This is a genomic window from Caulifigura coniformis (assembly GCF_007745175.1).
In the GTDB taxonomy this organism is placed as follows: Bacteria; Planctomycetota; Planctomycetia; order Planctomycetales; family Planctomycetaceae; genus Caulifigura; species Caulifigura coniformis.
Genome location: NZ_CP036271.1, coordinates 5,607,326 through 5,632,843 on the forward strand (window position 1 = coordinate 5,607,326; position 25,518 = coordinate 5,632,843).

Below are 25,518 nucleotides of genomic sequence, written 5' to 3' on the forward strand. Positions count from 1 at the left end.
GCGCTCGCGGCGTCAGGGGCGCTCGTCGCGAGGGCGTCGGCGACCTTGCTGGGCTTCAGCGAGCGCAAAACACTGACGGTGCGCCTGCTCCCAGTCCTCGGCCCTCGCCTTCGCGATGATCTCTTGAAGCGGATCCAGTTCGATGTCGGATAATGCTCCTGTGCGATGCCTTTCCGCGATGACACTCTCCACCTTGGTCACCTGAGCTGAGTTCCGGCTGGAAACTGCCGTCATCAACAACTCGACGTAACGCAGATTGTCGTACGAGACGACCGGTGGTTGGCTCCACCAACCATATGCGAAGTACGCCAGGATCAGGGCGCTCATGATTCCGGCAGTCATCATTCGAAAGTTCATCGTCCACCGAATCCGCTTCCGCCCTCGCAAGTCGAGGGAATTGGAACTGTTGCCTCAGTATTCGCCCACCACCTCGCCCTTGCTGCAACTCGAGAGTGCCGCCCAAGTCGGCTGATGGATGTACTGCGACACCCACCGAACGCTTCCGTCTCCGAGCAGAATGTTCGCTCCGCCAACATGCGGCGAATACATCTGACACACGTGGCACAACGGGCTATTGGGCGGGTGAATCGGGGCGAATCCCGTCACCGGATCGATCTCAGCCGAAGCAGGTCCGGAATGCACGTTGACGAGCGTTGCGGCCGCGTCACAGTCGGTGATCGGGAATTTCGCCGGATCGATCGTGCACACCTCCGCGCCGGGGACGACCCCCACCCAGGTCTTGTCGCTGATCTGGCTGTGCTCGCCGATAAACACCGTATTCGACAATCCATCGCTGACGCTTGCCGGACGCGTCCGAGAATTTCGGAACATCGGGCCGTCGGCAATTCGCGAGTAATCGTCCATTTGGAATCCCCACGGCTCTTCCTGCCCGGCGTTCGCGACGTAGTGCGATCGTCCAAAGCGGGCCAGTTCAGCCCCTCCGGCTCCACGAACGATCGTCGGTCCGTTCGAGTTCGTGGCAGAGGGGTTCAGGAACACGGGGAGAGTGATCACAACCGGGTTCGCATTGACCGGATCCCAGCACGGCCGGTCCGTGTTCAATTGGTTGTAGAGCGGGCCCTGGTCGAGAAAAGGCAGCAGCATCGTCCCCCAGCCGAATCCATTCGGGCCGTCGTAGGTATCCGGGTCGCGCGACGAATGGCGGGTGTCGGCGAGATAGGCGGCCGGAAACGTCGAATGCGCGTCCAGATAATTGTGGAGGGCCAATCCGATCTGCTTCAGATTGTTGCGGCTCTGCGTAATCCGGGCGGCTTCGCGTGCCTGCTGCACCGCCGGCAGTAGCAGCGAGACCAGAATCCCGATGATCGCAATGACCACCAGTAGTTCGATCAGCGTGAACCCCGATCGCGACGAACACTTTCGAATCAACTTCATTGCAAGACCTCAGACCTCCTGGTGAGCGACTTCGGACTGACGTGCACGTCGGACGGCCATTGCTTCCAGTCAGCAAGAACGTCGCTGGAGAGTGTCGTCGGCAATGGCGGGCGGGGATCACTCACCGGCCGCTTCGTTTCGCGGCTCATCAGCAGTTGGCCTTCGAATCGAGACCATCTCAGCCCCAGGTTGCGAAACGACTGGTGCGCCCGGTCTTCGCTTGCTTTGCCTGCCGCATCAGCGTGAGCGAGGAAGTTCAGCCAGCGGCCGCCCAGCAGATACTTCGCGGTCGGTCGGCCGGTGACTCGCTGGATTCCGGCATCAACCTCCACAATCGGCCCATCCAGCGTGTTGGTCCGCGTCGACGCAGGCAGTTCACTCCACGCCAGCGATAACATGCGGACCCCATCCCCATGACGTAGTGAGGGATCCAGGACGACGCCGCCCGACTTGAGCGCGGCGCATCGGGCATCGACGATGTCCCAGTCGATCTGGCGGTCATCCGACCAGCCGACGAGACCCAGGGCCGGAGATGAGACTCGGAACTCGCGTCGAATCAGTTCCGCCCGCGGAAAAACCGCGCGGAACGTCTGCTGAATGATCGCCATTTGGCTTTCGGTCAATTGATACGCGGGCAGCCACTGAACATAAACGCCCCCCGGCTTCAGGCTGCGGCGGGCCGCTGCGAAATGCTCGAGCGAATAGAGCCGGGCCTCGCCCGGTGACCAGGGGAGAATCAGATCGCCGATCACGGCGTCGTAGGATCCCGGCCGTCTGTTCAGGACGTACCGGGCATCGTCGATGATCAAATTGACCTTCGGATGATTGCAAAGCCCGAAGTTCTCGGCGTCGAAGTACTGCCGTGCGAAATCGGCGACGTCCGGTGACAGCTCGATCGCATCGATCGATTGGACTTCGGGATGTTGCAACGCCGCACCCGGCGTGATGCCGGTTGCAATTCCGATGAAGGCCACGTCCCGAGGTTCCGGATGAAGAAGGAGCGCGAGATGTGCCTGACGCCTCTGATCATCCGCGGCCCGGCTGCTTCCGAGCAGATACTGATTCGAGATCAGGATGGCCTTCTCGAAGGACGGATGCTGCACGACCGCCACGGTTCCATCCCGATCCGAGCGTTGGTCGAGAACTGTCCATCCCAGGTGCGGGTTGACGAGCGGAATCCGGCTCAATGGCCCCTGGGTGAGAGCGATCACCCCGGCCGCCAGAGCTCCGGAAGCCAGGCCAGCAATCCGTACCGACCATGGCCCACGGAACAGGCCAGCCGCGGCGACCACGAGCGGCACACAAGCAATCACCCCGATGGCAGCATGCGGACCGATGCCCGGCATGAGCAGGCCGTTTGCGATCTCCGCGCCGAGCCATCCGCCAATGCCGTTCGCGAACAGCATCCAGCCCCAGGCCCCTGCGGACGGCGAGTCCTGCGTGGCCCGGGCCAGTGCAAGAGGAAAGACGGCCCCGGCGATGACAAATGGAACGCCAAACGCCGCCAGCCCGAAGAGAATCAGCTTCGCCAGGTACAGGCCGAACGAGGCGCTCGGGCCGAGGTCGAAGCGCTGAGCCGCCGCCATGAAGATCCAGGGAGAAGCGGCGAACGCGGCGCCCGACAGGCTCAGTGACCACGCGAGGCCATCGGACCGGCCACCTTCGGCGACCTTCCGCGCGACGAATGCGCCGCCTGCAAGAGCGGCCAGGACGACCCCCAGAAGAACTGGCGGCGCGAAGGAACAGATCGGGGCGACCAGCATCAGAAGCCGTAAGGCGACGACTTCAAAGGCCAGCACCGCTGCACCCGACGCGAAGGCGACGACCAGCAGAGGTCCGGGCACAGGCAGCATTCCGCGCGTCTGCGCTTCCAGCGGCCGCGGCAGTGACTGATCAGGCTGCGGGACCTTCCACAGAGAATCGAGCGCGATCAGCGCGATTCCGATCAGCCCATTCAGGCCGGTGCACACCACCATGGCCGCGGCGAGTCCGCACAGCGGCAGCACGAAGAGACTGACTGCGAACAGGCCGATCACACCACCGGCAAGGTTCCAGAAATAAATGCCTCCACTCCACGAGGGGGCAACACTGCGGCCCAGCCGCTCTTGAACACCCGCGACGAGCAACGGGAGCACAGCCCCCATCGCGACCGATGCCGGGCCGATTGCAACCAGTGAGACCACCAGCTTCGCCAAGCCATCGCCTGCGGTCGCCTTGGAAGTGATCGAATGGAGCAGGGGGGCAGACCAGGTCGACAGGCTCAAAAGCGGCGCGACGGCCACTGCCACCAGCAGTTCCATCACACCCGCGGCCAGGAGCGGACGGCCGATTCGGGAAGCGAGAAACGCTGCGGCCGCTGCGCCGATCGCTAGTCCGAGCAAGAACGTCCCAAAAACTCTGGACGTGGCCTCCGCCGTCGAGCCCAGCAGGTCGACGAGCCGCCTCGTCCAGAGTGTCTCATGCATCAGCCCCGCCGCGCCGCTCAATGCCGTCAGCAACAGCACTCGCTTCAGCGAACGCTCGTTCGAATCAGCTTTGGCGGAAGGAACGATCGGCGGCAGACTCATCCCTGTCATGGTTCAGGGGGTCGCCGGGGCCGTTTCCGGGGAGGCGATCGGTTTCGCTTTTCGTCGACGCAGGCGCTGGACACCAACTCCGAACGCGCTGAGGCCGCAGAGCAGCAACGTCGAAGGCTCGGGAACTGCTTGTGGCCCCTCGGTCAGATCGCCAACTGCGAACGTGAAAATTCCTTCGTCGACCAGCCCGCCGAACTGCGACTCCGCCCGAATCGCGAGTTGATAAAGACCCGCTTCTGTGAAGCCCCAGTTGAAGTGATTGTGAGCTCCTGTCGGCAGGGAAAAACTGTCGCTGGAGTCGATTCCGTCGACGGTTCCCCAGGTTCCTCCGGGCACGGTCGGCATCCCGAACGCGTCTGTCGCCCAAAGCGCGAATTGCCCCGGCCCTGTCATGGAAAGGAGCGTAAAGGCGACGTTGCCGAAGGAAGGATCGAGCTCCTCGGTGGCGAACCCGAGGAACGGCAGGAGCGGGTTCTGAGTCTGCGGGGCAATCCAGACATCGGTGCCGGCAGGAACGCCAAGCATCGAGGTGTAGGCCGGAATATTCGGGAGATTGACGATGCCCGCATCTCCCACGCGGACATACGCGTCTGCAGGCGCAAATTCTTCCTCTCCCGCGAGCGTCACGCCGTCGAGCACAGCGCCCGTTCCGAAGTGGTAGTGGAGGAATCCTCCTCCGTCATTGGCGAGGCCGATGTCCGCGTGTCCGGCGGTATATTCGGCGATCACGTCGGCCTGCGCAACTGCGGCGACCTGAAAGAGGGCTGCCATGGTCAGTGTGACGGTTCGAGTGTTAAACTTCATGTGCACCTCAATTGCATATGTTCTGCAGTGCGAGAAGTACATCTAGTGCGTATGTTGCAGGCCTGTCAATGAGCAACTAGGCTTTTTGTGACGACTTTTAGGTCTCTGCCGCATGGCTGCGGTCAGTTCGAGGATTCTGCGATGGAAAGTTCTCAGGGGCGACGGCGAGCCCACGCCGTGCGTGCTGCATTTACGCTGATCGAATTGCTGGTCGTGATCGCCATCATTGCGATCCTGATTGCCCTGTTGCTGCCGGCCGTTCAACAGGCCCGGGAAGCCGCGCGGCGGACGCAGTGCAAGAACAACATGAAGCAAATCGGACTCGCGATTCACAACTACCACGACGCCCATCGCGTCTTCCCACTCAGCACCACCGGCAGCACGCCCAACGGCTCGGGATGCGGCAACGGGTTTTACAGCTGGCTGGCCCTCATCCTGCCCCAGATGGAACAGGGCAATCTGCACAATTCGATCAACTTCAATGTGGGGATGATGGACCAGTGCAATCTCGGATACTCCGCGGACTACGCGCGGCTCACGATTTCGAACACTCACCCCAACGCCAAGGCCGCAGCGACGACGGTTTCGTCGTTTCTCTGCCCCTCCGACCCGATTGCTTCGACGCCATCGATGGGCTCCGCGATGGCAGCGCCCGGAAGCTATGCCGCCAATCTCGGCTGGCCGGACCGAACAACCGGTCCTGACGGGACCTTGCCGCCGCTGCAGGTTCAGAATGGGTTCCTCGGCACGATCAACCCGAAGTCGCCTGGGGCGGCCTGGCAGAAACCCAACGTCGCGATGCGCGACCTGACAGACGGTTCCTCGAACACGATGGCAGTGGCTGAGCGACTCGTGAACTCCCTCACCACATACCAGGCCTGGTTTGGCGAGACCATGGACTACGCAAACGCCCCGGAATCGGTTCTGTCCTACTGCGGATCGTCAGCCGGCGTGGCTCGTTCTTTGCCATTCTGGGTGACGTACTGCGGCTCGGTCACGGCGCCCGATCCCACGTACACGAAGGTCCACGGCCGAGGATGGATCAGCGGATGGGCGTTCGCGGCCAACACCTACCTCCAGACCATGCCGATCAACAAACGTAATTGCCACCTTTACGGTGGTGAAGATTACGGCATGAACATCGCCACCCCCAGCAGCCGCCACACAGGCGGTGTCAACGCACTGATGGGGGATGGCCGGGTCATCTTCGTCAACCAGAACATCGACATGCGGGTCTGGTGGGCATTGGGAAGCCGTAATGGGGGCGAAGCCGCCTCACTGGAGCAGTGAGTTGCAGCTTCCAGCCAGAAGTCTGTGGATCGGTCTTGTTGTCATCGTCAACTTGTCGGCTGGGTGTCGGCCGGCCGTCTCCCGTCCAACTTCGCTGAAGGAACTGCAGGAGAGCGTCGGATGGAAGCAGCTGCCGGCGGACGCCGAGATCATTGGCGGCAGGATTGCTTCGCCCGCAGATGCCTCCGGGATCTGGATTCTTCGCAGTAGTGAGCCTCTGAAGGCGCCGCCTGGGACGCCCCATCACAAGGCAAGCATCGCATCGGCCGCCGTCATCGCTGCCTGCGGAGAGGCCGGCGTCGAACAACAGGAAGTCGGCGCGGTTCGCGAGAAGGCAGGCTTTCTGGTTGAGTGGGCGCTCGAAAAAAGAACCGTCCGGGTTTGCGGTGCTCACGCCGAACGCGGCTACGTCCACGTGATCGAGATTCTGCCGGGGGCGTAGGGCATTCGATCCATGTTGACGGGGCGCCTGCAATTCAGCGGCGAACTCGCCGGCTTCACGACATCGCCTCTCGGGGGCGACCGCCTGGCAACTTCAGCAGGCCTCAAAAGCCCACCGTGCTCACCCTCGCCCCTGCGCTTCGCCCGCGAATGGTCGCGACCCATTCGGAACAGGTCGAGACTTCAGCGAAATTACACGAGGTCTAGCAGTGCAAATGCAATTTGTGTGCAATAGCTTTTGGGGAACACGTGCGGTATGACTGCGGATAGCTCCGCGGATCGCGGCATAGACTAAGGTTCGGAATCATCCCATGCGCAACTGTCCTCAACGCCTCCGTGGTTTCACGCTCATCGAGCTTCTGGTCGTCATCGCGATCATCGCGATCCTGATTGCCCTTCTGCTTCCTGCCGTCCAGCAGGCCCGTGAGGCCGCCCGCAGGACGCAGTGCAAGAACAACCTCAAACAGTTCGGTTTGGCGCTCCACAATTACGAGAGCACTTACAACGTGTTTCCTCCGCAGAGCGGCTCCACCGGCTACTCGCCGCAGGCCCGCTTGTTGCCCTATATCGAGCAGGCCAACCTGCAGAACCTCATCGATTTCAACCAGCGGCCCTATCTCGGATCGGGACCAAACACGTTCCCGAACCCGGCCCTCAGCAACGTCTTTCCGGCCATCATCTCCATGTTCCTTTGCCCGAGCGATCCGGGCCCCAGCCAGTACACCGCAACAATCAGCGGTCAGGCGTACACGTTCGGTCCGATCAACTACATGGTCAGCAATGGCAGCGGGACGGGCACGAAGTATGACGACCGGTATCCGACGGATGGCCTTGTCTTTCTGAACTCCAGTGTGCGGATGCGAGACGTCACGGATGGAACGTCGAATACGGTGTTCATGAGCGAGGCCGTTCGCGGCGACGGAATCGATGTGACTCTCGCCGCTGGAGCAACGCCCGTGAAGCCCTACCGAAAGCTGCTCAGTGGAACATCGGGAACGAGCTCAAGTGGCCCGGCCACCGGAGGATACACCGGGTCAGGCAGTGGCTGGCCGGGGGGAACGATCACCGATCCGGACCTGGCGCCCGTCGTCGCCCAGCACACCACCTGGAACGGGGGCGGGAACGGCTCGGGGCGAGGACTGAGTTGGGTTCGGAGTCTCAGCGCGAACGTGCTCACGAACGGCTACAACACCCCGAACAGTGTGATCCCCGACATCCAGATGCACGGATCCGGGTACTACGGGCCTCGCAGCATGCACACGGGAGGGGCCCACGCACTGTTCGGCGATGGCTCGGTGCGGTTCCTCAGCGACAGCATCGACCGGGCGATTCATCACGCCGTCCACAGCCGCAATGGCGGCGAGGTGACCGGCGAGTTCTGACCTCTGGACTGCTCCGTCAACGCGGTCACACCGCGTTGACGGCAACTGCTCGGTATCTGCCTCGTGATCTGCGCTGCAATCGCCCCAATGGAGACTCGATGGCTGTCGGCTCTCGCTCGTGGATCAACCTGTCCGGAATGTTCCTCTCCGTCGCCTGCGTCATCCACTGCATGCTGATGCCGTTCTGCCTGGCCAGCCTGCCGAACTGGGGGCTGTCGTGGCTGGTCAGCCCGCGAGTCCATCAGGTGCTGGCGCTCCTGGGAATGGGCATCGGAATGGCCACTCTCGTGCCCGGGTGGCGGGTTCACCGTCGATCAGGCATGCTATTTCTCGCATTCGCCGGGCCTGCGATCATGAACTATGCAGCCTTCGCCGGTTGCGAATGCTGCGCGGCAACCCCGGCTGGAGAAGGCCAGACCGCAACGAGTGGCTGCGCTCTCTCCTGCTGCGCCGGTTCGAACGCACAGGCCAATGCCAACCAGGCCCCGACGGCTGTCGAAGAGGCCGCACTGCTCGGTGGCCTGTTCGGTACATGGCAGTGGCTCTGGCCGCATCCGACTGCGTTCGGGGCGACACTGCTCGCCTGGGCGCACTGTCTGAATGGCTCGTGTCGACGACGATGCTGCGCCGCCAGAACGGTTGAGCTCGAAGTCGTGTCAGCTCAGTGATCAAATCCGCCCGGTGCCGCCTTCTTCGCTTTGGCCCCGAGATCCTGGAGCCGGGCCAGCATGGCGGTGGTCTCCGCATCGCTGTCCGCTACTTTCCCTTCGGAGAACCGGCGCTCCAGCTCCTGCGAATCCCTGAGGACTGAATCCCAGTCCTGCTTCTTCAGGTCCGTCGCGCCAGCGAGTTCTGGAAGCCAGCGAACGATGTCGAGGAACTCAGTCGATTCCTGGTCATTCGAGCGGAGCGTCGGAGACACGATGCGCGTCTTCAAATCGTCAGCCGCGTGCTGCAAGCTGACCGGCTTGTGTGCAGGATGCGCGTGTTCGAGGTGCGCTTCCTCCGCGGCCTCCCCGCGACAGCCCGTCGAGCACAACGGCAGCAGCGTCATCGCGCTGGCCAGGACAAGGGCGGCAGTCGTCGGCAGGGACCGCGTCGACTTTTCGCCCGGCGACGTCGCGTCGGCGGACGCACTCTTCTGGAACCATCGAAGCGAGAGTCGCCTGGCGAGGATTGGATCGATCATCTGAGTTCCCAAGCTGTCATTCGGCGATTCGCCGGGAGGGCCGAACGCATCGCGGTCGACATGAACTGCCAGTGATTCAAGCGCTGGGCCGGCCTCGCGAGGCGCTCGCGATTTGAGCTCCATCAGCCATCGCGACGCAGTCGTGGACTCCGGACGCGGATGTCCGGCCCGCGCCGCACGTCGCTCGAGAAGTGACAAAGCCGACAGCGCAGGGCGCGACCGACGCCGTGTGACCACAACCCACAGGAACTCATCCACTCTATCGACAAGCGGCCGCCGGCACGCAAACAGCGTTGCCATGGCCGCCAGCAGGCATCCAGCCATCAGCCGATTCTGCCAGCCATAGCTCAAGCTTGTCTCCACTTGGCGTCGCAGCCACTCCGACCAGCTCTCGATCGGTCCCAGGATCCGATAACCCGGAGTCGCTTCGACCGTGAACCACGAATTTCCAACCAGCGCAGCTTCAGTCCAGAAGTGAACGTCGTCCTTCTTGACGGCCGTGTGCCCAGAACGGGCCTCATAGTCGCGATCGTCCGCGTAGAAACCGCTGACGACACGCGTCCGGTACCCAATTGATCGCAGCAGGAGTGCGGCCGCAGTGGCGAATTGGTAGTCCGGTCCCCGTTTTGACGTGAACAGAAAATCGGCGACGGGCGCCGCCGATGTGGTCGATGGTCTCCAGTTCTCATCCAGCACATACTCGCTTTGCAGCCGCGACTCGATCGCCTGGAGCCTGCCAGTCTTCGTCGTGCAGTTGCGAGTCCATTCCTCGGCGAGGGCCCGCCACTTTCGGAGGTCGAGCTGAACCGGCCAGTCCTCAGAGGCATCCACAAAATCAAAGCCGATCGCACGCTCGGTCCGCCTGCGGTCAACGGGCCGCGATGCGATGTGAATGGGAACCAGTTCCGGAAGTGCCTCCCGATCGAGTCGAACGCGTCCACTGGATTCAACGAGATAGAAGTCAGATCGGTCGACGCGGTCGATATGAACCCCGTGGGCGTTGAGCGGCAGCGGAATCACATTCGTGTCCATTCGCACGATCTTCAAGGCATGCGTTTCCGCCTCGCCCAGGTCGCTTCGGAACCTGGCAGAGTCTCGCAGCCGCAACCACGGCTTTCCGTCGATCTCGCAGACCTCGGCCGCTTCCTTGCGGGACGCGGGCGACGCTTTCCAGGCGTCGCCATCAAAGTCGTCATAGACCTCAGTCCGCAGGTGTAATGGGACGCGACCAGCGACGTAGAACATCGCGTCGCTGGAGATCGTCTTCAGCCGTTGCGAGGTTGCACCCTTTGGCTTTCGACGGGTCGAGAACTCCCGCTGCGCTTTCTGTGACTCGGTATGGATGTGCTCGGGTGGCTTCTGGACCGCCGTCTTGGGATCCAGGGCGATTGCACGGTCCTGTTTTTGAACGGGTCTCACCGGCTCTTCATACCGATCATCGAAGACGTCGTAGAGACTGGGCTTGTCGTCCGTCATGAAGGGGGCGTCTTCGATCGGACCGAAGCTGCGAATGTTCTCCGTTCCCGCAACGAGCATCTCTCCGTCGCCAACCCCGTCGCGTGCGTAGTCCGATTGCTGCCCATTGCCGCCGGAACTCGGCATGAACCCCTTGAGCGAACGAAGCACGGACTGGTGGCCGACTGAGACGAAGGCCGTCGTCGCCAGCAACGCCGCGATGCCGATCGAGAAGACGCGACGCCAGCGACGACTGTCTTGCCGATCCGTCACGATCATCCCCCGGAGCGCATCCCAGTGGGACGTCGCCAGCCAGACGACTGCGACCGCTGCGAAGGCTGCCGCCACGACCTGGGCCTGCGTATTCCGCGCGGCAGTGGCTCCGAACATCGCCAGAAACAGGCTGAGCAGGATCGTAAGCGGCTGGAATCGGCGCCAGGCGCTCACGGTCCCAAGTCCAAGCAGGATGTTCCTCAGAAATGCCATCACGATCAGTTCGAATGGCCGGCCACTGACGAGGAAGGTCCGGGTGCCCGCCTCCCAGACGAATGCGGAGAGCCCGAGCGCGATAAGCGGCAGCGACATCCGAGGCGCGGTACCGAACCGTCTTCGAACGTACCACGTCGCGGCGGTCATAAGGGTGACCTGCGTAACCCACCATGCGGCGTCGGAAGGCCGTCGATTCCCTTCAGCATCCAGCAGCGCAAAAACCGAAGTGGCCAACGCGATCAGGGTCAGCGTTAGCCACTGGAGCAAGACCGATATGTCGGGCCCACCTCCTCGTCCTGAACCTTTCGCGTCGGCGATAACCCGCCAACGCCCCGAGCCCGAAGCATCTCGTTCATCCCGCAAGACATGCCCTCCTCCATCGCGAAGGGAGCTGCGAATCCAGCGGCTCTTCCGCATCAATCGTCAGCCAGCTCCGGGCGCCGATCGGCTGCGACTCCACGAGCAGCGCATGGCCTGAGGAGGCAACAACAACAAGTCGATCCAGACGCTGCGAGACGTTCTTCGTAGCAAGAGAATGCTGTCCCGTAATTGTAATCGACGAGGGGTGGCTAAACGTCGTGTGCAGCGATCGTGCAGCTGCGGCAGGGCAATTGGCTCCGTGTCGGGGGACTCTAGCCAACTCATCCAGGACGCGCCTCAATTCCGCGTGCGAGTTCCCGATTGGGTAGTAACGCTCGCCGATCCTGCAGTCGACAAACGCGTGGGATCGGTAGAGTGACTCCACGATGCTTGCGGCGACTGACAGAGTTGTTTCAAGCGTGCAGACTTCGCCGCACGAGTGATGAGAAACGCTGGCGATATCGACGACCACGTGCACGGCACACGAGGCAGGCGCCTGCCGCTCCGTAACAATCAGGCGGCCGTGTCGCGCCGTTTGCCGCCAGTGAACTCGGCGAAGCGAGTCGCCGGGCCGGTAGGATCGAGTCCCAACCAGGTCGCCGGCGTCTCCCACTCGTCGATCGGTCAGCCGGTCTTCCCGTGAATGAATTTCGATCGCATCGGGGACAACATCCAGTCGGACACTCTTCGGCCAGACGAGCAGTTCGTCGGTAAACTGGATGCCTGCAGCACTCCTAAGTAGGCCGAACGGGAACGCCGTTGAGAGGCGGGAGGGCTGCAGCGGATGAACACCACGTTCTGCAGGTACAAGCGTCCACTCGAGCTCGATTTCTGAGAATCCGCGAAGGCTCGGTATTACAAGGTCCGGCGGAACATCAGCAACAGGCGCGAAACCGGCATGCACCTGAATTCCCCAGATCGGAAGGAGCCCACGGTTCCGAACCTTCAGTCGAATCACGACCGGCTCGCCGACGTGCGCCCGGCGCGTGGAAAATGAAAGCACACCTGACAGACCGCGAACCGCGATCATCGGCCAGACCGTTCCGAGAATCCCGACGACGACCAGGCCCGCAAACAGGATCAGCGAGTAAGCGTTGACGAACAACCCGCAGAACCCGGCAACCAGGGCAGCGATCGAGAGACAGGTGAGCGGATGTCGCAGCCAGTAAACGTACCGGTTGCACTGCGGACAGAAGTCGTGGTGCAACGCGTCATGAAGCCTGGTGATCCAGCGGCTCAAGACGGTCGGCTGCTGCGACACGGGAAATCTCCTGCAAAGGTATACCAGCACAAATACAAGTTGTGCATACTATGTGCAAGAGTATACACGCTGGATGGCGTCAAACGGCCATTATTCCTCGCGAAATGCCCGGGAAAGCCGACCAAAAGCCATGGACGTCGCTGCAACCTGACGGCGGATGACTTCGCTGTCGTCCTCGTTCTCGATTATGTGATCCAGCTCTTCGAGCCGGTCGCGAAAAATCCTCGCCTTCATGCGGTGATACTCGCTGACCTGCCCCTTGCGGAGGAAGGTGCCGACTTCCAGCCGTCGGTTCCAACCTTGGCAGATCGGGATCCAGTGCAGGGCGTGTGAGAAATTCCGGCTCAGTGCGCCCTGCAAGGCTTCGGTTTTCGCGACGTTGAGTTCATCCAGAGTCTCGTCCGCAGGCGGGTAATAAGCGAAGCATCCGACAATGCTGCCCGCCACAATCGTCAACAGTCCGACACCTGCCAGGACCGGGCCAGGGACGACGATGTCCCACGCGCCTCGGGCCGACTCCGGTGCGGGGCGATTCAGCCAGTCTTCGATTCGCCATCGCCGATCGAGCCGCTTGAGACCGAGTCCCAGGCAGATGAGTACGCCAATCATGGCGGCGCCGACCATTTCGTGGAGCTGTGTCTCCAATCGAATTCTTCGCCAGATCTCCGCCGCGAATCCCCCGGACGGGCGATAGCCGGCGTGAAACGGCTGGCAGTAAGTGTCAAAGGCGTGCGTATGATCGGCCGGCTCGATGTCCTTCGGATACAGCGGTCGTTCAATCCCGTACGAGAGCCCGACGACCACCAGCAGCATGATGCCAACCCACACGCCGGCTCGCTTGAGGCCGTAGTTTGTCGTCATCCAGGCCAGGAGCCCCAGGTTCATCCCGGCTCCGAAGACGAGCAGGATGAAGGCGGCCCCGACCGAGTTTCCATGCTGAAACATCGACCCCAGCTGGCCCATCGCCATCATCGGGGTCGCGTACGCCGGGATCGCGATTCCGGTCATCATCAACGGAGACCAGGGATTGTCGTGCGCCATCGTTCGCTGCAGTGATCCCGCGGGCAGCATGAGGCTCAACAGACCGGTCCCCAGCAGGCCGATCAGAATGTAAACGCCCGAAACACTTACGATCTCGCGGGACATCACGACGAGCACCGCCAGCAGGCGTTTGATTCCGAAAGGGCTCGGCGGCGGCTCAGGAGTATCGACCTCCGTGTTGGGAAACATGGCGTCGAAGATGCTGCCGGATAGCGTGACGACGATCAGAGAACAGAACGCAAACGCGACGATCGTCAGCGGCTTGGAAAGCGTGAGCCCGTACAACAGCGACAGTGGATCAAAGAGCGGCGACGAAAGGGCGAAGGCAAAAATGGTCCCGACCGAAATGGCACTCACTCGCAACTGCCGGACGATTGGAATCGTCCCGAGCGAGCAGCCTGGGAGAAGCATCCCCAGAAACCAGGACTGCGCCAGCGATGCGAAAGAGTTCGACCCGAACAGCCACCGCGTGTATTGCCGCCCCATCAGGCGATGAAGGATCCCGGCGATGCACAAACCCGTGAAGATGAACGGTGCGGCCTGAAGTGCCGACTGGACAATGCGAAGCACAAACCCCCAGAGCACGGCCTCGGCCATCGGGATGTCCTCAGGAAACAGCAGAGTTTGGCAGTGCAACGCATTTGGCACGCGATAATCTTGTGCATAAGTTGTGCACATTCACAACAGGTGGCAAGTCGGAGCACTCGGATTCGCACCCCCGTGATCGTTCGCCGGATCGGTTTCGCTGCGATCACACTGTCGATCTGGGCGCTTCTCGTTCGGGCCGTCCTGGGGGTTGCGACACACAGGACCGACTGGGACGGGGTTCTGTGTGGCCCTTGGGGGTGCACGCCGCCGCTCTCGGTCATCTTGGCCTGCCATGCCGCGTGGGCATTGACCGTCTTCCCTGCGGCTGCATTCGCCTGGCGACATCTGCCCGGATCCGCCGTCATCCACCTCGCCAAATGCCTGGCATTCGGAAGCAGTTTCGTGCTGACGGTCATTGCGACGTTTGCGATCTATTCACACCTGCGGGTGGAATTGCGGCCAGCCAGGTACTTGGGGCAGCGCGTCGCAGTCGACGCATTGGCCTACGTGGACCTGCCAGTCCTCGAGATCCTTTTCGCCGCTTCGTTCCTCGGGGTAGCAAACGCCATTTTCAAGCGATCCGCAAACAGAGGCGCTCCCCCGAAAACGGCCTAGGCTGCCCGGACACTCAACCTGGCCTCCGCGCTCGCGAAAACCTCCCGGCGCGATGTCAAAACCTTGCTGCGGCACGCCACGCAACCACCTTTATAGCAGAAGGTTCCGGTCCAAAGCCCCTTCAGGCAGGTGAAGACTCTTCCCAACGCGCAACCCCTCCCGTCAGGATAGAGAACTCGTTCTTTGGCAACGCAAACAGGGGGTGATCAGCCCCGCGAGAGGGAGTGAAAAAAGACTCCACTGCTCGTCACACATGTCACACATGTCACACATGTCACACATGTCACACATGTCACACATGTCACACATGTCACACATGTCACACATGTCACACATGTCACAGGTCCAAAACTCCAATGTTTCAAACGGTTTTCGCTGTCACAGGTCTCGTCACAGGTCTCCCTCCGGGGGAACGGCTTCCGCGACAGCGAATGTCCACGCCCCCTCGGGCCCCGATTTAACTGCACAGGAACTGCAGGTGTTGAACGCAGGCCAGGAGCTTGGCATAATGAGCGCCCTGTCCACACCCAGCAGGAATCCAGGGCCAAGGCATTGAAAATGGCGGATCACAATCGAGCCACTCGGACCAGCGCCGTTCAGGAGACTCGAGAGTTCTTGAAAGCAATCGGCGTGCGGGCCACGCCGGCCCGAATTGCGGTTTTGCAGCAATTGCGGGCGGCGAAGCGGCCCGTCACGCACGCGGAACTGACCGATCTTCTTGTTCCCCTGGGATTCGACAAGGCGACCATCTTCCGCAACCTCGCCGATCTCACGGAAGCCGAGGTCGTTCACCGGACCGAGCTCGGCGATCACGTCTGGCGTTTCGAGGCAATCGACCCGCGGGAGCCGGAGAAGGCCAAACACCCGCATTTCGTCTGCGTCGACTGCGGCGGGGTGACGTGCTTGGGAGAGATGGAATTTACGACCAAGTCGCGAAACCGTGCCGAGGCGATCAAGTCGATCACGGAAATCCTGATCAAAGGCCACTGCGCCGACTGTGAGACCTCGAAGTAGGTTTCAATTCCGTATCTAGCCCGCGTGCAGGTGCGAGGGTTCAAGAAACTGGATGCTCCAGGCGACCGCCATTCCTGCGAGCAACGCGGCCGTGAGTCGCCAGCGAAAGTGGGAATGAAACTGCATCTCCGGCAGCAAGTCAGCCAGCGCGATGCACAGAAAGATGCCGGCTGAGAACGCCAGGCCATACGCCAGCCAGACTCCGCTGGATTGCGTAAGTTCGGATGCCCCGAGCAACGTCACCGCCGCTCCCAATGGCGCCAGGAGTGCGAATACGAGATTGACGATCAAGCGGGCGCGACCGCTCCACTTGCCTGCAATCATCAGCGTCGTAATCGACAGCGAATCCATGGGTTTGTGCAAAGCAACGGCGAGGAGCGTCCCCAGGCCGGGGGCCAGTGCGCCGTGCTCGCCTTCCGCCTGCATCGCAATGCCCAGGGCGACGCCGTCCAGAAGGGTGTGCAGTCCCAGGCCGATGAACAGCCCAACCCACCCGAACGGGCTGGCCCCGGGTCCATGAGAGTGATGGTGGCTGTGATCACACTCGGCCGTATGCACGTGAGACTCCTCGAGATTCCCCGGCGCCGCAGGATCTGCTTCATGATGGTGAACGTGGAAGGCCCTCAGCAGGAAGAACATCACGAGGATTCCGACGGCCATCGCCATGCAAATGCGATCGATTGATCCCGCTCCGGCCTCGTGGACTGCATGCGGGAAGAGATGCAGCGTCGCAACCCCCAGCATCAATCCGCCCACGAAGCTGATGAGCGTCTGGAACTGCTTATGCGACAGCGTCTTCCGCCCGGGTAGCCACCCACCGATCAGCGAGGCCGACGCAATGATCGCCCCATAAACCCCGCATAAGGCCATCAGCCAGGCTCCCGACACCGCCGAAACGCCGGGTTCGTGATCGGAATGTGCATGAGGATGGACGTGCGAATGGCCGTGGTGCGAGTGCGAATCCTGGGCGGCCAGCGTTGCCGTTGATGCGAGGCACCACACGAAGCAGGCGACGGCCAATGGCGTTCGGACGAAATGGGACATCAAGTACCGCCGAAAATGATATGTAAGTGCACTATCATTGGACTTGCATCGCTGACGGACTTCAAGCCGCGATCGCCGAAACTCCTTGTCGCGGGCCGTACATTCGCACTCTCTTGTACAATTGCATTCAGTGTGCAGTAGGTGTAGATTTGCGATTCAGTCCGATGGAAGTCTGACAGTTAGAGCAACTTCATGATTCGTGTGCAGTGTATCCGCAGGAACGGATGTAGTTCAGGCATTCGCTCGGAGTGAACTCGTCCACCAGCACTCCGATCCGGTTCCAGAGTCCTTCTGTCGTCCGTTCAGCGCTCGTCCGCAAAAGCGTCTTGAACTTCGAGAACAACTTCTCGATCGGGTTGAGATCGGGTGAGTACGGCGGCAGGTAGTACACCTCAGCCCCGGCCTGTCGAATCGCGTCACCCACCGCGCTCTGCTTGTGGCTGCTGAGGTTGTCCATGACCACCAAGTCTCCCGGCTCCAGCGCCGGGATCAGGAACTGACGGACGTAAGCCAGAAAGCATTCCCCATCCATCGGGCCATCCAGCACCAGGGGAGCAATCACTCCGCTGGCCCTGAGCGCCGCTGCGAACGTCGTCGTTTTCCAATGCCCTTGAGGGACATGGTCCACGACCCGGCGTGATTTTGGTCCCCAGCCATAGCGTCGCGTCATCTTCGTGTCGGCCCCGGTTTCGTCGAAGAACACCAGACGGCGACAGGCTTTCGACTGCACCAGGATGTTCCACCAGCGGCGCTTCTGAGCCACATCCGGCCGCTGTTGTTCAGCAGCTTTGAGCACTTTTTTTGAGAGTGATTCCCCAGCGCCGAAGCGCATTCCACAGAGTGGTCGCGCAGCCCGGCAGACCGAGTTGGCGTTGCCTTTGGGCGAGCGTCAGGCCGGGGTCGTCCTGGACGCTTTTGAAAATCCGCTCCCGATGCGGTTCCAGAACGCACTCCGGGCCGACATCTCCCTGCCGGGGAGTGATCTGGCCAGTCTCTTTGCGAAGCGCGAGCCAGTTCCAGATGGTTCGTTCAGTGACCTGAAATCGCCGGGCGACTTCGGCCGGCGGAGAGCCGCGGTCGACTTCGGCCACGACACGTCGCCTCAAATCCATTGAGTAGGGGGTGGGCATGACTCTTCCTTGATTGAGCCAACCACTTGAGAAATCCTTTCCCCTATCATCCCTCTGAAAAGCAACTGTGGAAGTGCTCTAGCGTCGCAATGGTTCAGGAACTGCCCAACACGCTCGCCGCCAGAGATCAGTCGCTGGCAGAGTCCCACGCTGCGATCGCGAGGCTTTCGGATCGACTCAACCGCGTCCTGAAAGGCAAGCCGGGCGTCGTCGAATCCGTCATCATTTGCCTGCTTGCCCGGGGCCACCTGCTGCTTGAAGACCGGCCGGGACTCGGGAAGACGACACTCGCAAAAGGACTCGCGGCTGGCGTCGGCGGACGGTACGCGCGCATTCAGTGCACCCCGGACCTGCTTCCGGGCGACATTACTGGCTTCAGTTTGTTCAACCAGCAGGAGCAGCAATTCGAGTTTCGGCCAGGACCGGTTTTCTCAGATGTCCTCCTTGCCGATGAAATCAATCGGGCGACTCCCAGAACCCAGAGCGTGCTCCTCGAAGCGATGGCCGAGCGCCAGGTGACCGTCGACGCAATCTGTCACGAACTGTCAGCGACTTTCTTCGTGATCGCAACGCAGAACCCGTTCGACCAGCATGGCACCTATCCGCTCCCGGAGGCTCAGCTCGATCGCTTTGCGATGAAGCTGAGCGTCGGCTATCCCGATCGGCTGGATGAGATGCAGATGCTCACTGATGCGATCGGGGCATCGCTCACTTCGGAAGCCAACTCGCTCGCCTGCTTTGCCCGCGGACAACTGCAGCGAATCCAGCAGTTGGTGGCTGACGTGTTCGTCGACGCCAGGATTCAGCATTACCTGCTCGATCTGATACAGGCCACGCGCAGTCACTCCGGCGTTGTCCTCGGCGCGAGCCCGCGCGCCGCGTTGACCTGGCAGCGGGTCGCTCAGGCCAGGGCGTTCTTCCATGGACGTGAGTACGTGGTGCCGGACGACGTCCAGGAAACGGCCCAGCCCGTCCTCAGTGTTCGATTGGGCGTGGTTCACGAAAACACAGAACAGGTCATCCAGGAGCTCGTGGGAAGAACGCCGTTGCCCGCCTACTCGGCCAAGCGCCAACCTTGATCGGGAGACATGTCGTCGCCATGCCGCTTCAGCCACCCGGACTGACTCTCGATGAAACTCGCGAGATGCTCCACGCGGCCGGAGTCCGGCGAACGTTATCGCGAGTTTATGTTGTCCAGCATCTATCGACATGCCGTCGTCCTCCGACTCATGCCGAGATAGCGACTTCACTTGAACGTTTCGGATTCGACCTGTCGACAATCTTCCGTGCCCTGAATGATCTGATCGCCAGGCAGGTCGTTCACCGGCTGGATCTTGGCGATCACGCTTGGCGGTATTTGCTTCGGCCTCGTGATGTGGCTCAGTCCCCGTTGATGCTGGCGGTCTGTGTCGACTGCAGGACCGTCGAGCAGCTCGAATCACCGTGTCGGGTGCAGCTCGATCGTCGTCGCCCTCGCTGGCAAGTCGACGAAGTCCTCGTTCGCGGACGCTGCGCGACTTGCCTGCAGGCAACGCCGCCGGCTTCAATCGCGGAATCTTCCACGTGAACTGGTCCGGCTCTTGATGGGCGGCGCCGGATGGCCTGCCCCCCCTGAAACGCATCGACAGCTCGGGGAACCGGAATCGACGCCCCGTCAGCAGCTGCTCGGACATGAGGTCCGTGCTCCAACCGTCGTTTGGCTCCACAGGTCGCCGGACGAAACATGCAGCTCTTCCGGCACCGCGGCCCCTTTCGCCTGTGTAGCAGGCCTTCTTCGACAGACCGCCGATCGGCCAGCTTATGGCTCGCCAGTCATCGCTCCCAACGAAGCAGCCCGCACAATTGACGGGTCACCGTACCGGTGCCCCGTCGCCTGGAAGGCCGCTCTGCGATTCCGGCCAAAAGCCGTGTCCCTTTCGATCCGGCAGTGATCCGGATCGAATGGTGCTCTACAAGGCACGAACGACTCATCCTGCCGGAGACGCAACTTGTGTTCTCGAGATCCCTCGACTGGCTTTCTGCCCGATTTCCCAGCTTCGGCGCCCTTTACGCGTGGGCGAAGCGTCGTCGCCGCCGACTGATCATTGGGTTCGTGATGCTGATGCACACGCTCGGTGCGATCAGCTCGATCCAGGCGGTCATGTCGACACGCACTCCGCAGGGAGCGATCGCCTGGGCGATCTCGCTGAACACGATTCCCTACATCGCCGTGCCGGCATACTGGGTGTTTGGTCAATCGCATTTCGACGGCTACGAGTTCCTGCGCTATCGCGAGATGCTGTCGGAAAGTTCGCTGAAGTACGACACGATTCGCAAGCTGCGGGAGAAAGGCCTGATCTTCGAGCCGCAGACCGAGCGGCAGGCCCATCAGCAGAAGCTCCTGGAGCGGCTGGCGATGATGCCCATCCTGCGCTCCAACGACGTCGACCTGCTCGTCGATGGTCAGGCGACGTTCGATGCGATCGTCGACGGTATCAATTCCGCGAAGGATTACATCCTGTTCCAGTTCTACATCCTCCGCTCGGACGGCCTTGGCAACCGCCTGAAGGATGCCCTGCTGGCCAGGGCCAGGCAGGGGGTCAAGGTGTACATGCTGTATGACGCCATGGGCAGCAAGGCCATCTCCGCCGAGTACGTCCTCGAACTTCAGGAGGCTGGTGTGAAAGTGGCCGCGTTCGAACCGGCATCGCATGGATGGCGGCATCGCCTGCGAATGAACTTTCGCAATCACCGGAAGATTGTCGTCATTGATGGCAAGGAGGCGTTCGTCGGCGGACACAACGTCGGAGACGAGTATGTGGGCAAGCATCCGACGTTGACTCCCTGGCGCGATACGCATGTGGCCGTGCGGGGGCCAATCGTACTGGCGACTCAGGTTTCCTTTGCCGAGGACTGGATGTGGGTTACCGGTGATCGGCTGTCGCTCAACTGGGAACCCGAACCCGCTCCGAAGGGAGAGGCAGTGGCGGCGTGCTTCCCGACTGGTCCTGCCGATGAGTTAGAAACCGGAACGCTGTTGATGCTCGATGCGATCAACATGGCGCAGAAACGGATCTGGATCGCGTCGCCGTACTTCGTGCCCGATGCGCAGTTCGTTTCGACGTTGCAACTGGCGGCACTGCGAGGAGTCGACGTGCGAGTGCTGATCCCGGAGAACAACGACGACTCGCTCGTCGATCTCACCTCCTATTCTTACCTCGAGGAACTGGGGAAGGCCGGAATTCCGATGTATCGCTACCAGCCCGGTTTCATGCACCAGAAGGTCATGCTGATCGACGACGACTTGGCGACGGTCGGAACCGCGAATTTCGACAACCGCTCCATGCGGCTCAACTTCGAAATCACGCTCTTGTTTCGAGATGCCGTATTCGCGAGCCAGGTTGAGGCAATGCTCGAGGATGACTTCACGCACAGCCGGCTGGTATCGACCAAGGAGTATTCGCAACGGCGACTGCCGTTCCGTTTCAGCGTCCAAGCCGCCCGCCTGCTTGCGCCGGTTCAATGAACATCATTCAAATGCCAACACGCGCCGACCTCCCCATACACCACGGCGAAGGGGAATGTTGCTCTCCAGCCAAACGCCACAAGCTGTTGAGAGGACTTCAGTTCTCGATCCCGAGTTCCGTCACTTTTCTGTGACGTTCATGGCGAACAGCGGAAAGCCGGAGCGCCTGATCACGACCTGGCTCGGCCATCGCAGAAGCCGAATGGTGCGTCACATTCGCCCCCTGCATTCGGAAGTCGTGCGAGACATTCGCATTGTGCTGGCAGCTGTTGCCGCTGGTTCACCCTCAGCGGTCCGCGCGCTGGCGGGTGATCCTCAAGACACGCGCAGAGATGCCCAAGAGGAAAGACGCGAGCCGACGATCAAGCCCCGTCAATCCAGTCGATTGACGTTTGATTGGCGCTCTTCGAAGCGCCAATCAAGGACCCGTTCGCATAACACTGCAAAGCAATGCCTTGCGCGAGGGTCTCAAATTGGAGCGGAGAGGGGGGGATTCGAACCCCCGGTACCATTTCTGGTACACAGCATTTCCAGTGCTGCACAATCGGCCGCTCTGCCACCTCTCCGGGTTTCGCGCTGCATTCACTGAGACGACCGGCCCCCTCCCAAGGTTCGGCCGCGGCCCGCTTTTGAGTCGACACGCCAGCGCGAGTGGTCGACTCGCAGGAATTACTCTTCTTCGCCGCTGCTGTCGCCACCTTCTTTGCGGGCGAGAGCGTCGGCTTCACGCTTTTCGAGCTTGCCCACTGCAACGAGTCGCGAGGCCACCTGGCGGCGATCGGCATCCAGCGTGCGCCAGACAGGATCGCAGCAGAGTGCGTCGTCAGCCACGCCGCCGCCCTTCAGGGTCGAAGTACGGGCCTCAAGCTTCGACTTGGCCGTTTCCAACTGCTTTTCCAGCGCTTGCCGCTTCATGATTCACTCGTTTCACAGATTCGGACGCCCGGCTCGGCTGCCTCAGGCGGCCGGGGGCGAGGGAAACCGGGAGTCTCCCACGATTCTTCGGTTGTTTCAACGGTATTCGCCCCTCTTTTCGGGCGGGAATCTCCCGGCTGCCGGTTCCATCGAGAACGGTCGTGATTTCGGCCGACACTTCGGCCTGCGAACGGGTAAATTCTTGAACGCGGGGCAGCTTTTCCTTTGGACCGAGGGAGCAAGGCGATGAAAGCAGGAACGATGCAGCGGGCAATTCTGGCTGTGGTGCTGGGAGCCGCCGTGAATGTCGCAGGGTTCGCACAGGGACCGGATGCGATGCCCAAGCCGGAAGGCGAGCCGGTCGACGCTACCCAGAACGCCCCGGAATCGGCCACGGAGGAATACACGATCAACGGTCCGGACGGCCGCCCCAGAACACTTCGTCGCTCGCGAATTATCGCACCGTCGGGCTACCGCTCTCACACGCTCCGCGGCACGTTCAAGATGCAGTGGATGTACATCGTCCAGCGGGGACGCATGGTGACCTTCTGGGGGGCGCGGATTCTCTCTCTCGAAACCGATTCCCCGGTGTGGCAACTCGGCGTCCGGCCGGGCGACGTTCTCACGCGGCTGGATGGTGTGCCGCTGTGGCGGGGAATGCGGCGGGGCCGTGATCGGGAATGGGACATCCCCGAGATGGAGCGGCACTACGGGGCCACCGAAGTTCGCTACATCCGCCAGGGGCAGCACATTGTCCGCGTCGGTCAGATGATTCTGGACGGCGGCCACTGGGACGACGGCAGCGGGCTCGAGCCGCTGGCCCCGTGAGCAAGTCTCCGCCAGGGCGCGTGGACATTCGCTGTCGCGGAGGCCGGCCCCCCCTGGGGGCGACCTGTGACGACCTGTGACAGCGAAAACCGTCTGAAACATTGGAGTTTTGGACCTGTGACATGTGTGACATGTGTGACGAGCTGTGGAGTCTTTTTTCGCCCCCTCTCGCGGGGCTGATCCCCCCTTGTTTGCGTTGCCAAAGAACGAACTCTCCACCCTGACGGGAGGGGTTGCGCATCGGGAAGAGTCTTCACATGCCTGCAGGGGCTTTGGGCCGGAACCTTCTGCTATAAAGGTGGTTGCGTCGCATGCCGCAGCGAGACTCTGACAGCGGGCCGGGAAGTTTTTGCCAGCGCGGAGGGCAGGTTGAACGTCCGGGCAGCCTAACCCCCTGTCACGGATTCATGAGGCAGGAGAACGGCGACACTGGTCGTCGACGCGGACCCTATTTCGCCACCTGCGAGAAGACGTACAGCAGTTCGCGTGCGATCTGGGCCGTCCGTTCGTCGTATTTCCGCGCTTCGTCAGGCGTGTTGTCGAACGCCTTTGGATCTTCGTACGGGATCGAGATCCGGGCATCCGCACCGGCGACAATCGGGCACGCCCGGTCGGCCTGCGTGCAGGTCATCACTGCGGCGAAGCCGGAGGCCGGGTTTGGAGACTGGTCGAACCTCTTGGAGAAGCAGACCATCGGCTCGGCCGCAGAGTGCCATTTCACTTCGTATTTCGGATTGCCCGCTTCGAGCAGTTCGGGAATCTCGAAACCGGCCCGTCGCAGCGCAGCGACGGCGCGGGGATTGAACGCCGTTGCTTCGGTTCCTCCGGAATACGTCTCGACGTTCGCGATACCGTAGTGATTGGCTGCCGTTCGTGCCCAAACCTGTGAGAGATGACTTCGGCGGGAATTGTGCGTGCAGATGAAGGTCAGTTTCACCGGCCGCGCGGCGGTGACCTGCGCGCGGATGTAATCGGCCAGGGGAGTAAGCTGAGCTTTCCGTTCGGCAGGAATTTCGTTGAACTCGGCCTCTCTGGCCTGCACGTATCGGGTGAGGGGCTCGGACATGGGGGTGGAGGGAGCAGCGAACATGGCCGCGAGAACCATCGTGGGGACAGGAGTCATGGCGTGATGGAATTGGAGGGAAGGCCGGCCAGTCGTCACCCACCATACCTTTGCCCAGTCGCAGATCCGATCCGCACCCGCCGGTCTTCACCGAGAATTCATGAGGTGATTAAGGTTGCTGGTTGCTGGCGGCGGCTGAAGACACTTGCCGGAACGTCGAGGGCTTGGCAGAGTGGTGCCGGCCGACATTAGACCTCGTCGGCCAGTGTTCCGTGACCTTGCGACAAGGCTGCCGTATGCGCTCGATGCTGCGTTCCGCGTTCGCGATCCTGGCCCTTGGCTATTCCCCGTTCGCCTCTGCGGCGGAGGTGGAGGAGGGCTTCGTGCGGCTCGATAACGGCAAATCGTTTGAAGGCTGGAAGATCAGCGAATCACCCGACTCCTGGTCGATCGAAGAGGGAGCTTTCAAGGCCAAGGGCCCCCGCAGCCATCTCTTCTATACGGGGGATGACAAACCGTTCAAGAACTTCGAGCTCCGCGTCGACTGCAAGGCCAAGAACAACAGCAACGGCGGCATCTACATCCACACGAAGTTTCAGGATGTGAACTGGCCCAAGTACGGCCACGAGGTCCAGGTCAACAACAGCTACACTCACGATCCCAAGAAGAGCGGCAGTCTCTACGGAATTGTGGACGTGACCGAGCAACATATCCCGGACGACACCTGGTGGACGGAGACGGTGATCGTCAAGGACCGCCACGTCACGATCAAGCTCAACGACAAGACGGTCGTCGACTACGACGAGCCGGAAGGGAAGGATGCGTTCAATAAAGATTTTGAACGCCGGCTTGGCAGCGGCACGTTTGCCCTGCAGGCTCACGATCCCAACAGCACGATCCTCTATAAGAACATCCGTGTGAAGCGGCTCCCCGATTGAGGCAGCGGGCTGCGGCCGAAGAATGGACCGGCCGCCCGGGAGGATTCTGCGAATGTGGCCTTTCGCTTCGTCGAAATGGGTGGCGTGACGCAGATTGAATCGCGAAGATTGGATTCTGATGATTGATCCAGCGGGCTCTGGCGCGGGCTCCGGGAAACTTGTTGACGCCGCTGGGACGCGGCTTTCAAGATGCAA

General features: G+C 61.6%; 21 protein-coding genes and 1 tRNA gene. 9 read left to right on the top strand and 13 right to left on the bottom strand.

Translation table 11 applies throughout. The features are described 5' to 3' along the window. Positions 1–12: 12 nt before the first annotated feature. From Pan44_RS22525 to Pan44_RS22540, 4 genes are all read right to left on the bottom strand, one after another. Complete coding sequence (locus tag Pan44_RS22525; RefSeq protein WP_231754135.1) at positions 13–327, bottom strand: hypothetical protein; 315 nt, start codon at positions 325–327, stop codon at positions 13–15. 84 nt (positions 328–411) lie between these two features. Beyond that, a complete protein-coding gene (locus tag Pan44_RS22530; RefSeq protein ID WP_145034035.1) occupies positions 412–1,395 on the bottom strand; it encodes a DUF1559 family PulG-like putative transporter in 984 nt (327 codons plus the stop codon). Beyond that, positions 1,392–3,962, bottom strand: a complete 2,571-nt coding sequence (locus Pan44_RS22535; protein ID WP_197453566.1) for a fused MFS/spermidine synthase — start codon at positions 3,960–3,962, stop codon at positions 1,392–1,394. The genes Pan44_RS22530 and Pan44_RS22535 overlap by 4 nt, the downstream gene beginning before the upstream one ends. Before the next feature lie 12 nt (positions 3,963–3,974). Next, a complete protein-coding gene (locus Pan44_RS22540; protein ID WP_197453567.1) occupies positions 3,975–4,742 on the bottom strand; it encodes a choice-of-anchor M domain-containing protein in 768 nt (255 codons plus the stop codon). Between the two features lie 174 nt (positions 4,743–4,916). Between Pan44_RS22540 and Pan44_RS22545 the strand changes: the two genes are divergently transcribed. The 4 genes from Pan44_RS22545 (at position 4,917) to Pan44_RS22560 (ending at position 8,556) form a co-directional block, all read left to right on the top strand. Next, a complete protein-coding gene (locus Pan44_RS22545) occupies positions 4,917–6,065 on the top strand; it encodes a DUF1559 domain-containing protein (protein ID WP_145035144.1) in 1,149 nt (382 codons plus the stop codon). 1 nt (position 6,066) lies between these two features. After that, positions 6,067–6,507: a hypothetical protein gene (locus Pan44_RS22550; protein WP_145034038.1), complete on the top strand. Its 441-nt coding sequence runs from the start codon at positions 6,067–6,069 to the stop codon at positions 6,505–6,507. Positions 6,508–6,817: 310 nt separating this feature from the next. Then, positions 6,818–7,888: a DUF1559 domain-containing protein gene (locus tag Pan44_RS22555; protein ID WP_145034039.1), complete on the top strand. Its 1,071-nt coding sequence runs from the start codon at positions 6,818–6,820 to the stop codon at positions 7,886–7,888. Positions 7,889–7,986: 98 nt separating this feature from the next. Continuing rightward, positions 7,987–8,556, top strand: coding sequence for a MerC domain-containing protein (locus Pan44_RS22560; RefSeq protein WP_145034040.1), 570 nt, complete (start codon positions 7,987–7,989; stop codon positions 8,554–8,556). Here the strand turns inward: Pan44_RS22560 and Pan44_RS22565 are convergent. From Pan44_RS22565 to Pan44_RS22575, 3 genes are all read right to left on the bottom strand, one after another. Continuing rightward, entirely contained in the window at positions 8,550–11,117 is a 2,568-nt protein-coding gene (locus Pan44_RS22565; RefSeq protein WP_197453568.1) for a transglutaminase-like domain-containing protein, read from the bottom strand. The genes Pan44_RS22560 and Pan44_RS22565 overlap by 7 nt on opposite strands. A 256-nt stretch (positions 11,118–11,373) precedes the next feature. Continuing rightward, positions 11,374–12,642: a DUF58 domain-containing protein gene (locus tag Pan44_RS22570; protein WP_145034042.1), complete on the bottom strand. Its 1,269-nt coding sequence runs from the start codon at positions 12,640–12,642 to the stop codon at positions 11,374–11,376. Positions 12,643–12,732: 90 nt separating this feature from the next. Then, complete coding sequence (locus tag Pan44_RS22575) at positions 12,733–14,280, bottom strand: permease (protein ID WP_145034043.1); 1,548 nt, start codon at positions 14,278–14,280, stop codon at positions 12,733–12,735. A gap of 1,164 nt (positions 14,281–15,444) precedes the next feature. Here Pan44_RS22575 and Pan44_RS22585 point away from each other — a divergent pair. Next, a complete protein-coding gene (locus tag Pan44_RS22585; protein WP_145034044.1) occupies positions 15,445–15,900 on the top strand; it encodes a Fur family transcriptional regulator in 456 nt (151 codons plus the stop codon). Positions 15,901–15,915: 15 nt separating this feature from the next. Here Pan44_RS22585 and Pan44_RS22590 read toward each other — a convergent pair whose 3' ends face one another. The 3 genes from Pan44_RS22590 to Pan44_RS28385 all read right to left on the bottom strand — a co-directional run bounded on the left by Pan44_RS22590 (position 15,916) and on the right by Pan44_RS28385 (position 18,074). Beyond that, positions 15,916–16,944: a ZIP family metal transporter gene (locus Pan44_RS22590; protein ID WP_197453569.1), complete on the bottom strand. Its 1,029-nt coding sequence runs from the start codon at positions 16,942–16,944 to the stop codon at positions 15,916–15,918. Positions 16,945–17,134: 190 nt separating this feature from the next. Then, positions 17,135–17,776, bottom strand: a complete 642-nt coding sequence (locus Pan44_RS22595) for an IS630 family transposase (RefSeq protein WP_145027933.1) — start codon at positions 17,774–17,776, stop codon at positions 17,135–17,137. Next, a complete protein-coding gene (locus Pan44_RS28385; RefSeq protein WP_145027931.1) occupies positions 17,724–18,074 on the bottom strand; it encodes an IS630 transposase-related protein in 351 nt (116 codons plus the stop codon). Before Pan44_RS28385 ends, Pan44_RS22595 begins: the two co-directional genes overlap by 53 nt. Positions 18,075–18,163: 89 nt before the next feature. On the opposite strand from Pan44_RS28385, the gene Pan44_RS22605 reads away from it, so the two are divergent. Both Pan44_RS22605 and cls read left to right on the top strand, forming a co-directional pair. Beyond that, positions 18,164–19,153, top strand: coding sequence for an AAA family ATPase (locus tag Pan44_RS22605; protein WP_145034045.1), 990 nt, complete (start codon positions 18,164–18,166; stop codon positions 19,151–19,153). A gap of 911 nt (positions 19,154–20,064) precedes the next feature. Further along, positions 20,065–21,579 (top strand): cardiolipin synthase, encoded by a 1,515-nt coding sequence (gene cls / locus Pan44_RS22610; RefSeq protein ID WP_197453570.1) that lies wholly within the window; start codon positions 20,065–20,067, stop codon positions 21,577–21,579. Between the two features lie 479 nt (positions 21,580–22,058). On the opposite strand, the gene Pan44_RS22615 is transcribed toward cls, so the two are convergent. Both Pan44_RS22615 and Pan44_RS22620 read right to left on the bottom strand, forming a co-directional pair. Next, a tRNA-Ser gene (locus Pan44_RS22615) sits at positions 22,059–22,145 on the bottom strand. 103 nt (positions 22,146–22,248) lie between these two features. Further along, positions 22,249–22,494 carry a hypothetical protein gene (locus Pan44_RS22620; protein ID WP_145034046.1) on the bottom strand — a complete coding sequence of 82 codons (246 nt, stop codon included), beginning with the start codon at positions 22,492–22,494 and terminating at the stop codon, positions 22,249–22,251. Between the two features lie 246 nt (positions 22,495–22,740). On the opposite strand from Pan44_RS22620, the gene Pan44_RS22625 reads away from it, so the two are divergent. Further along, a complete protein-coding gene (locus tag Pan44_RS22625; RefSeq protein WP_145034047.1) occupies positions 22,741–23,322 on the top strand; it encodes a hypothetical protein in 582 nt (193 codons plus the stop codon). Between the two features lie 448 nt (positions 23,323–23,770). Here Pan44_RS22625 and Pan44_RS22630 read toward each other — a convergent pair whose 3' ends face one another. After that, a complete protein-coding gene (locus Pan44_RS22630; protein ID WP_197453571.1) occupies positions 23,771–24,445 on the bottom strand; it encodes an arsenate-mycothiol transferase ArsC in 675 nt (224 codons plus the stop codon). 236 nt (positions 24,446–24,681) lie between these two features. Between Pan44_RS22630 and Pan44_RS22635 the strand changes: the two genes are divergently transcribed. After that, on the top strand, positions 24,682–25,323 hold the full coding sequence (locus Pan44_RS22635; RefSeq protein WP_145034048.1) for a 3-keto-disaccharide hydrolase: 642 nt from the start codon (positions 24,682–24,684) through the stop codon (positions 25,321–25,323). Positions 25,324–25,518: the final 195 nt, after the last annotated feature.

Bases quoted from the DNA above. Each gene is read 5' to 3' on its own strand.
- Pan44_RS22525 (WP_231754135.1), bottom strand. From the start codon at position 327: ATGAGCGCCCTGATCCTGGCGTACTTCGCATATGGTTGGTGGAGCCAA.
- Pan44_RS22530 (WP_145034035.1), bottom strand. From the start codon at position 1,395: ATGAAGTTGATTCGAAAGTGTTCGTCGCGATCGGGGTTCACGCTGATC.
- Pan44_RS22535 (WP_197453566.1), bottom strand. From the start codon at position 3,962: ATGAGTCTGCCGCCGATCGTTCCTTCCGCCAAAGCTGATTCGAACGAG.
- Pan44_RS22540 (WP_197453567.1), bottom strand. From the start codon at position 4,742: ATGGCAGCCCTCTTTCAGGTCGCCGCAGTTGCGCAGGCCGACGTGATC.
- Pan44_RS22545 (WP_145035144.1), top strand. From the start codon at position 4,917: ATGGAAAGTTCTCAGGGGCGACGGCGAGCCCACGCCGTGCGTGCTGCA.
- Pan44_RS22555 (WP_145034039.1), top strand. From the start codon at position 6,818: ATGCGCAACTGTCCTCAACGCCTCCGTGGTTTCACGCTCATCGAGCTT.
- Pan44_RS22560 (WP_145034040.1), top strand. From the start codon at position 7,987: ATGGCTGTCGGCTCTCGCTCGTGGATCAACCTGTCCGGAATGTTCCTC.
- Pan44_RS22565 (WP_197453568.1), bottom strand. From the start codon at position 11,117: ATGTCGCTGCCGCTTATCGCGCTCGGGCTCTCCGCATTCGTCTGGGAG.
- Pan44_RS22575 (WP_145034043.1), bottom strand. From the start codon at position 14,280: ATGGCCGAGGCCGTGCTCTGGGGGTTTGTGCTTCGCATTGTCCAGTCG.
- Pan44_RS22585 (WP_145034044.1), top strand. From the start codon at position 15,445: ATGGCGGATCACAATCGAGCCACTCGGACCAGCGCCGTTCAGGAGACT.
- Pan44_RS22590 (WP_197453569.1), bottom strand. From the start codon at position 16,944: ATGTCCCATTTCGTCCGAACGCCATTGGCCGTCGCCTGCTTCGTGTGG.
- Pan44_RS22595 (WP_145027933.1), bottom strand. From the start codon at position 17,776: ATGCGCTTCGGCGCTGGGGAATCACTCTCAAAAAAAGTGCTCAAAGCT.
- Pan44_RS28385 (WP_145027931.1), bottom strand. From the start codon at position 18,074: ATGCCCACCCCCTACTCAATGGATTTGAGGCGACGTGTCGTGGCCGAA.
- Pan44_RS22605 (WP_145034045.1), top strand. From the start codon at position 18,164: ATGGTTCAGGAACTGCCCAACACGCTCGCCGCCAGAGATCAGTCGCTG.
- Pan44_RS22620 (WP_145034046.1), bottom strand. From the start codon at position 22,494: ATGAAGCGGCAAGCGCTGGAAAAGCAGTTGGAAACGGCCAAGTCGAAG.
- Pan44_RS22625 (WP_145034047.1), top strand. From the start codon at position 22,741: ATGAAAGCAGGAACGATGCAGCGGGCAATTCTGGCTGTGGTGCTGGGA.
- Pan44_RS22630 (WP_197453571.1), bottom strand. From the start codon at position 24,445: ATGACTCCTGTCCCCACGATGGTTCTCGCGGCCATGTTCGCTGCTCCC.
- Pan44_RS22635 (WP_145034048.1), top strand. From the start codon at position 24,682: ATGCGCTCGATGCTGCGTTCCGCGTTCGCGATCCTGGCCCTTGGCTAT.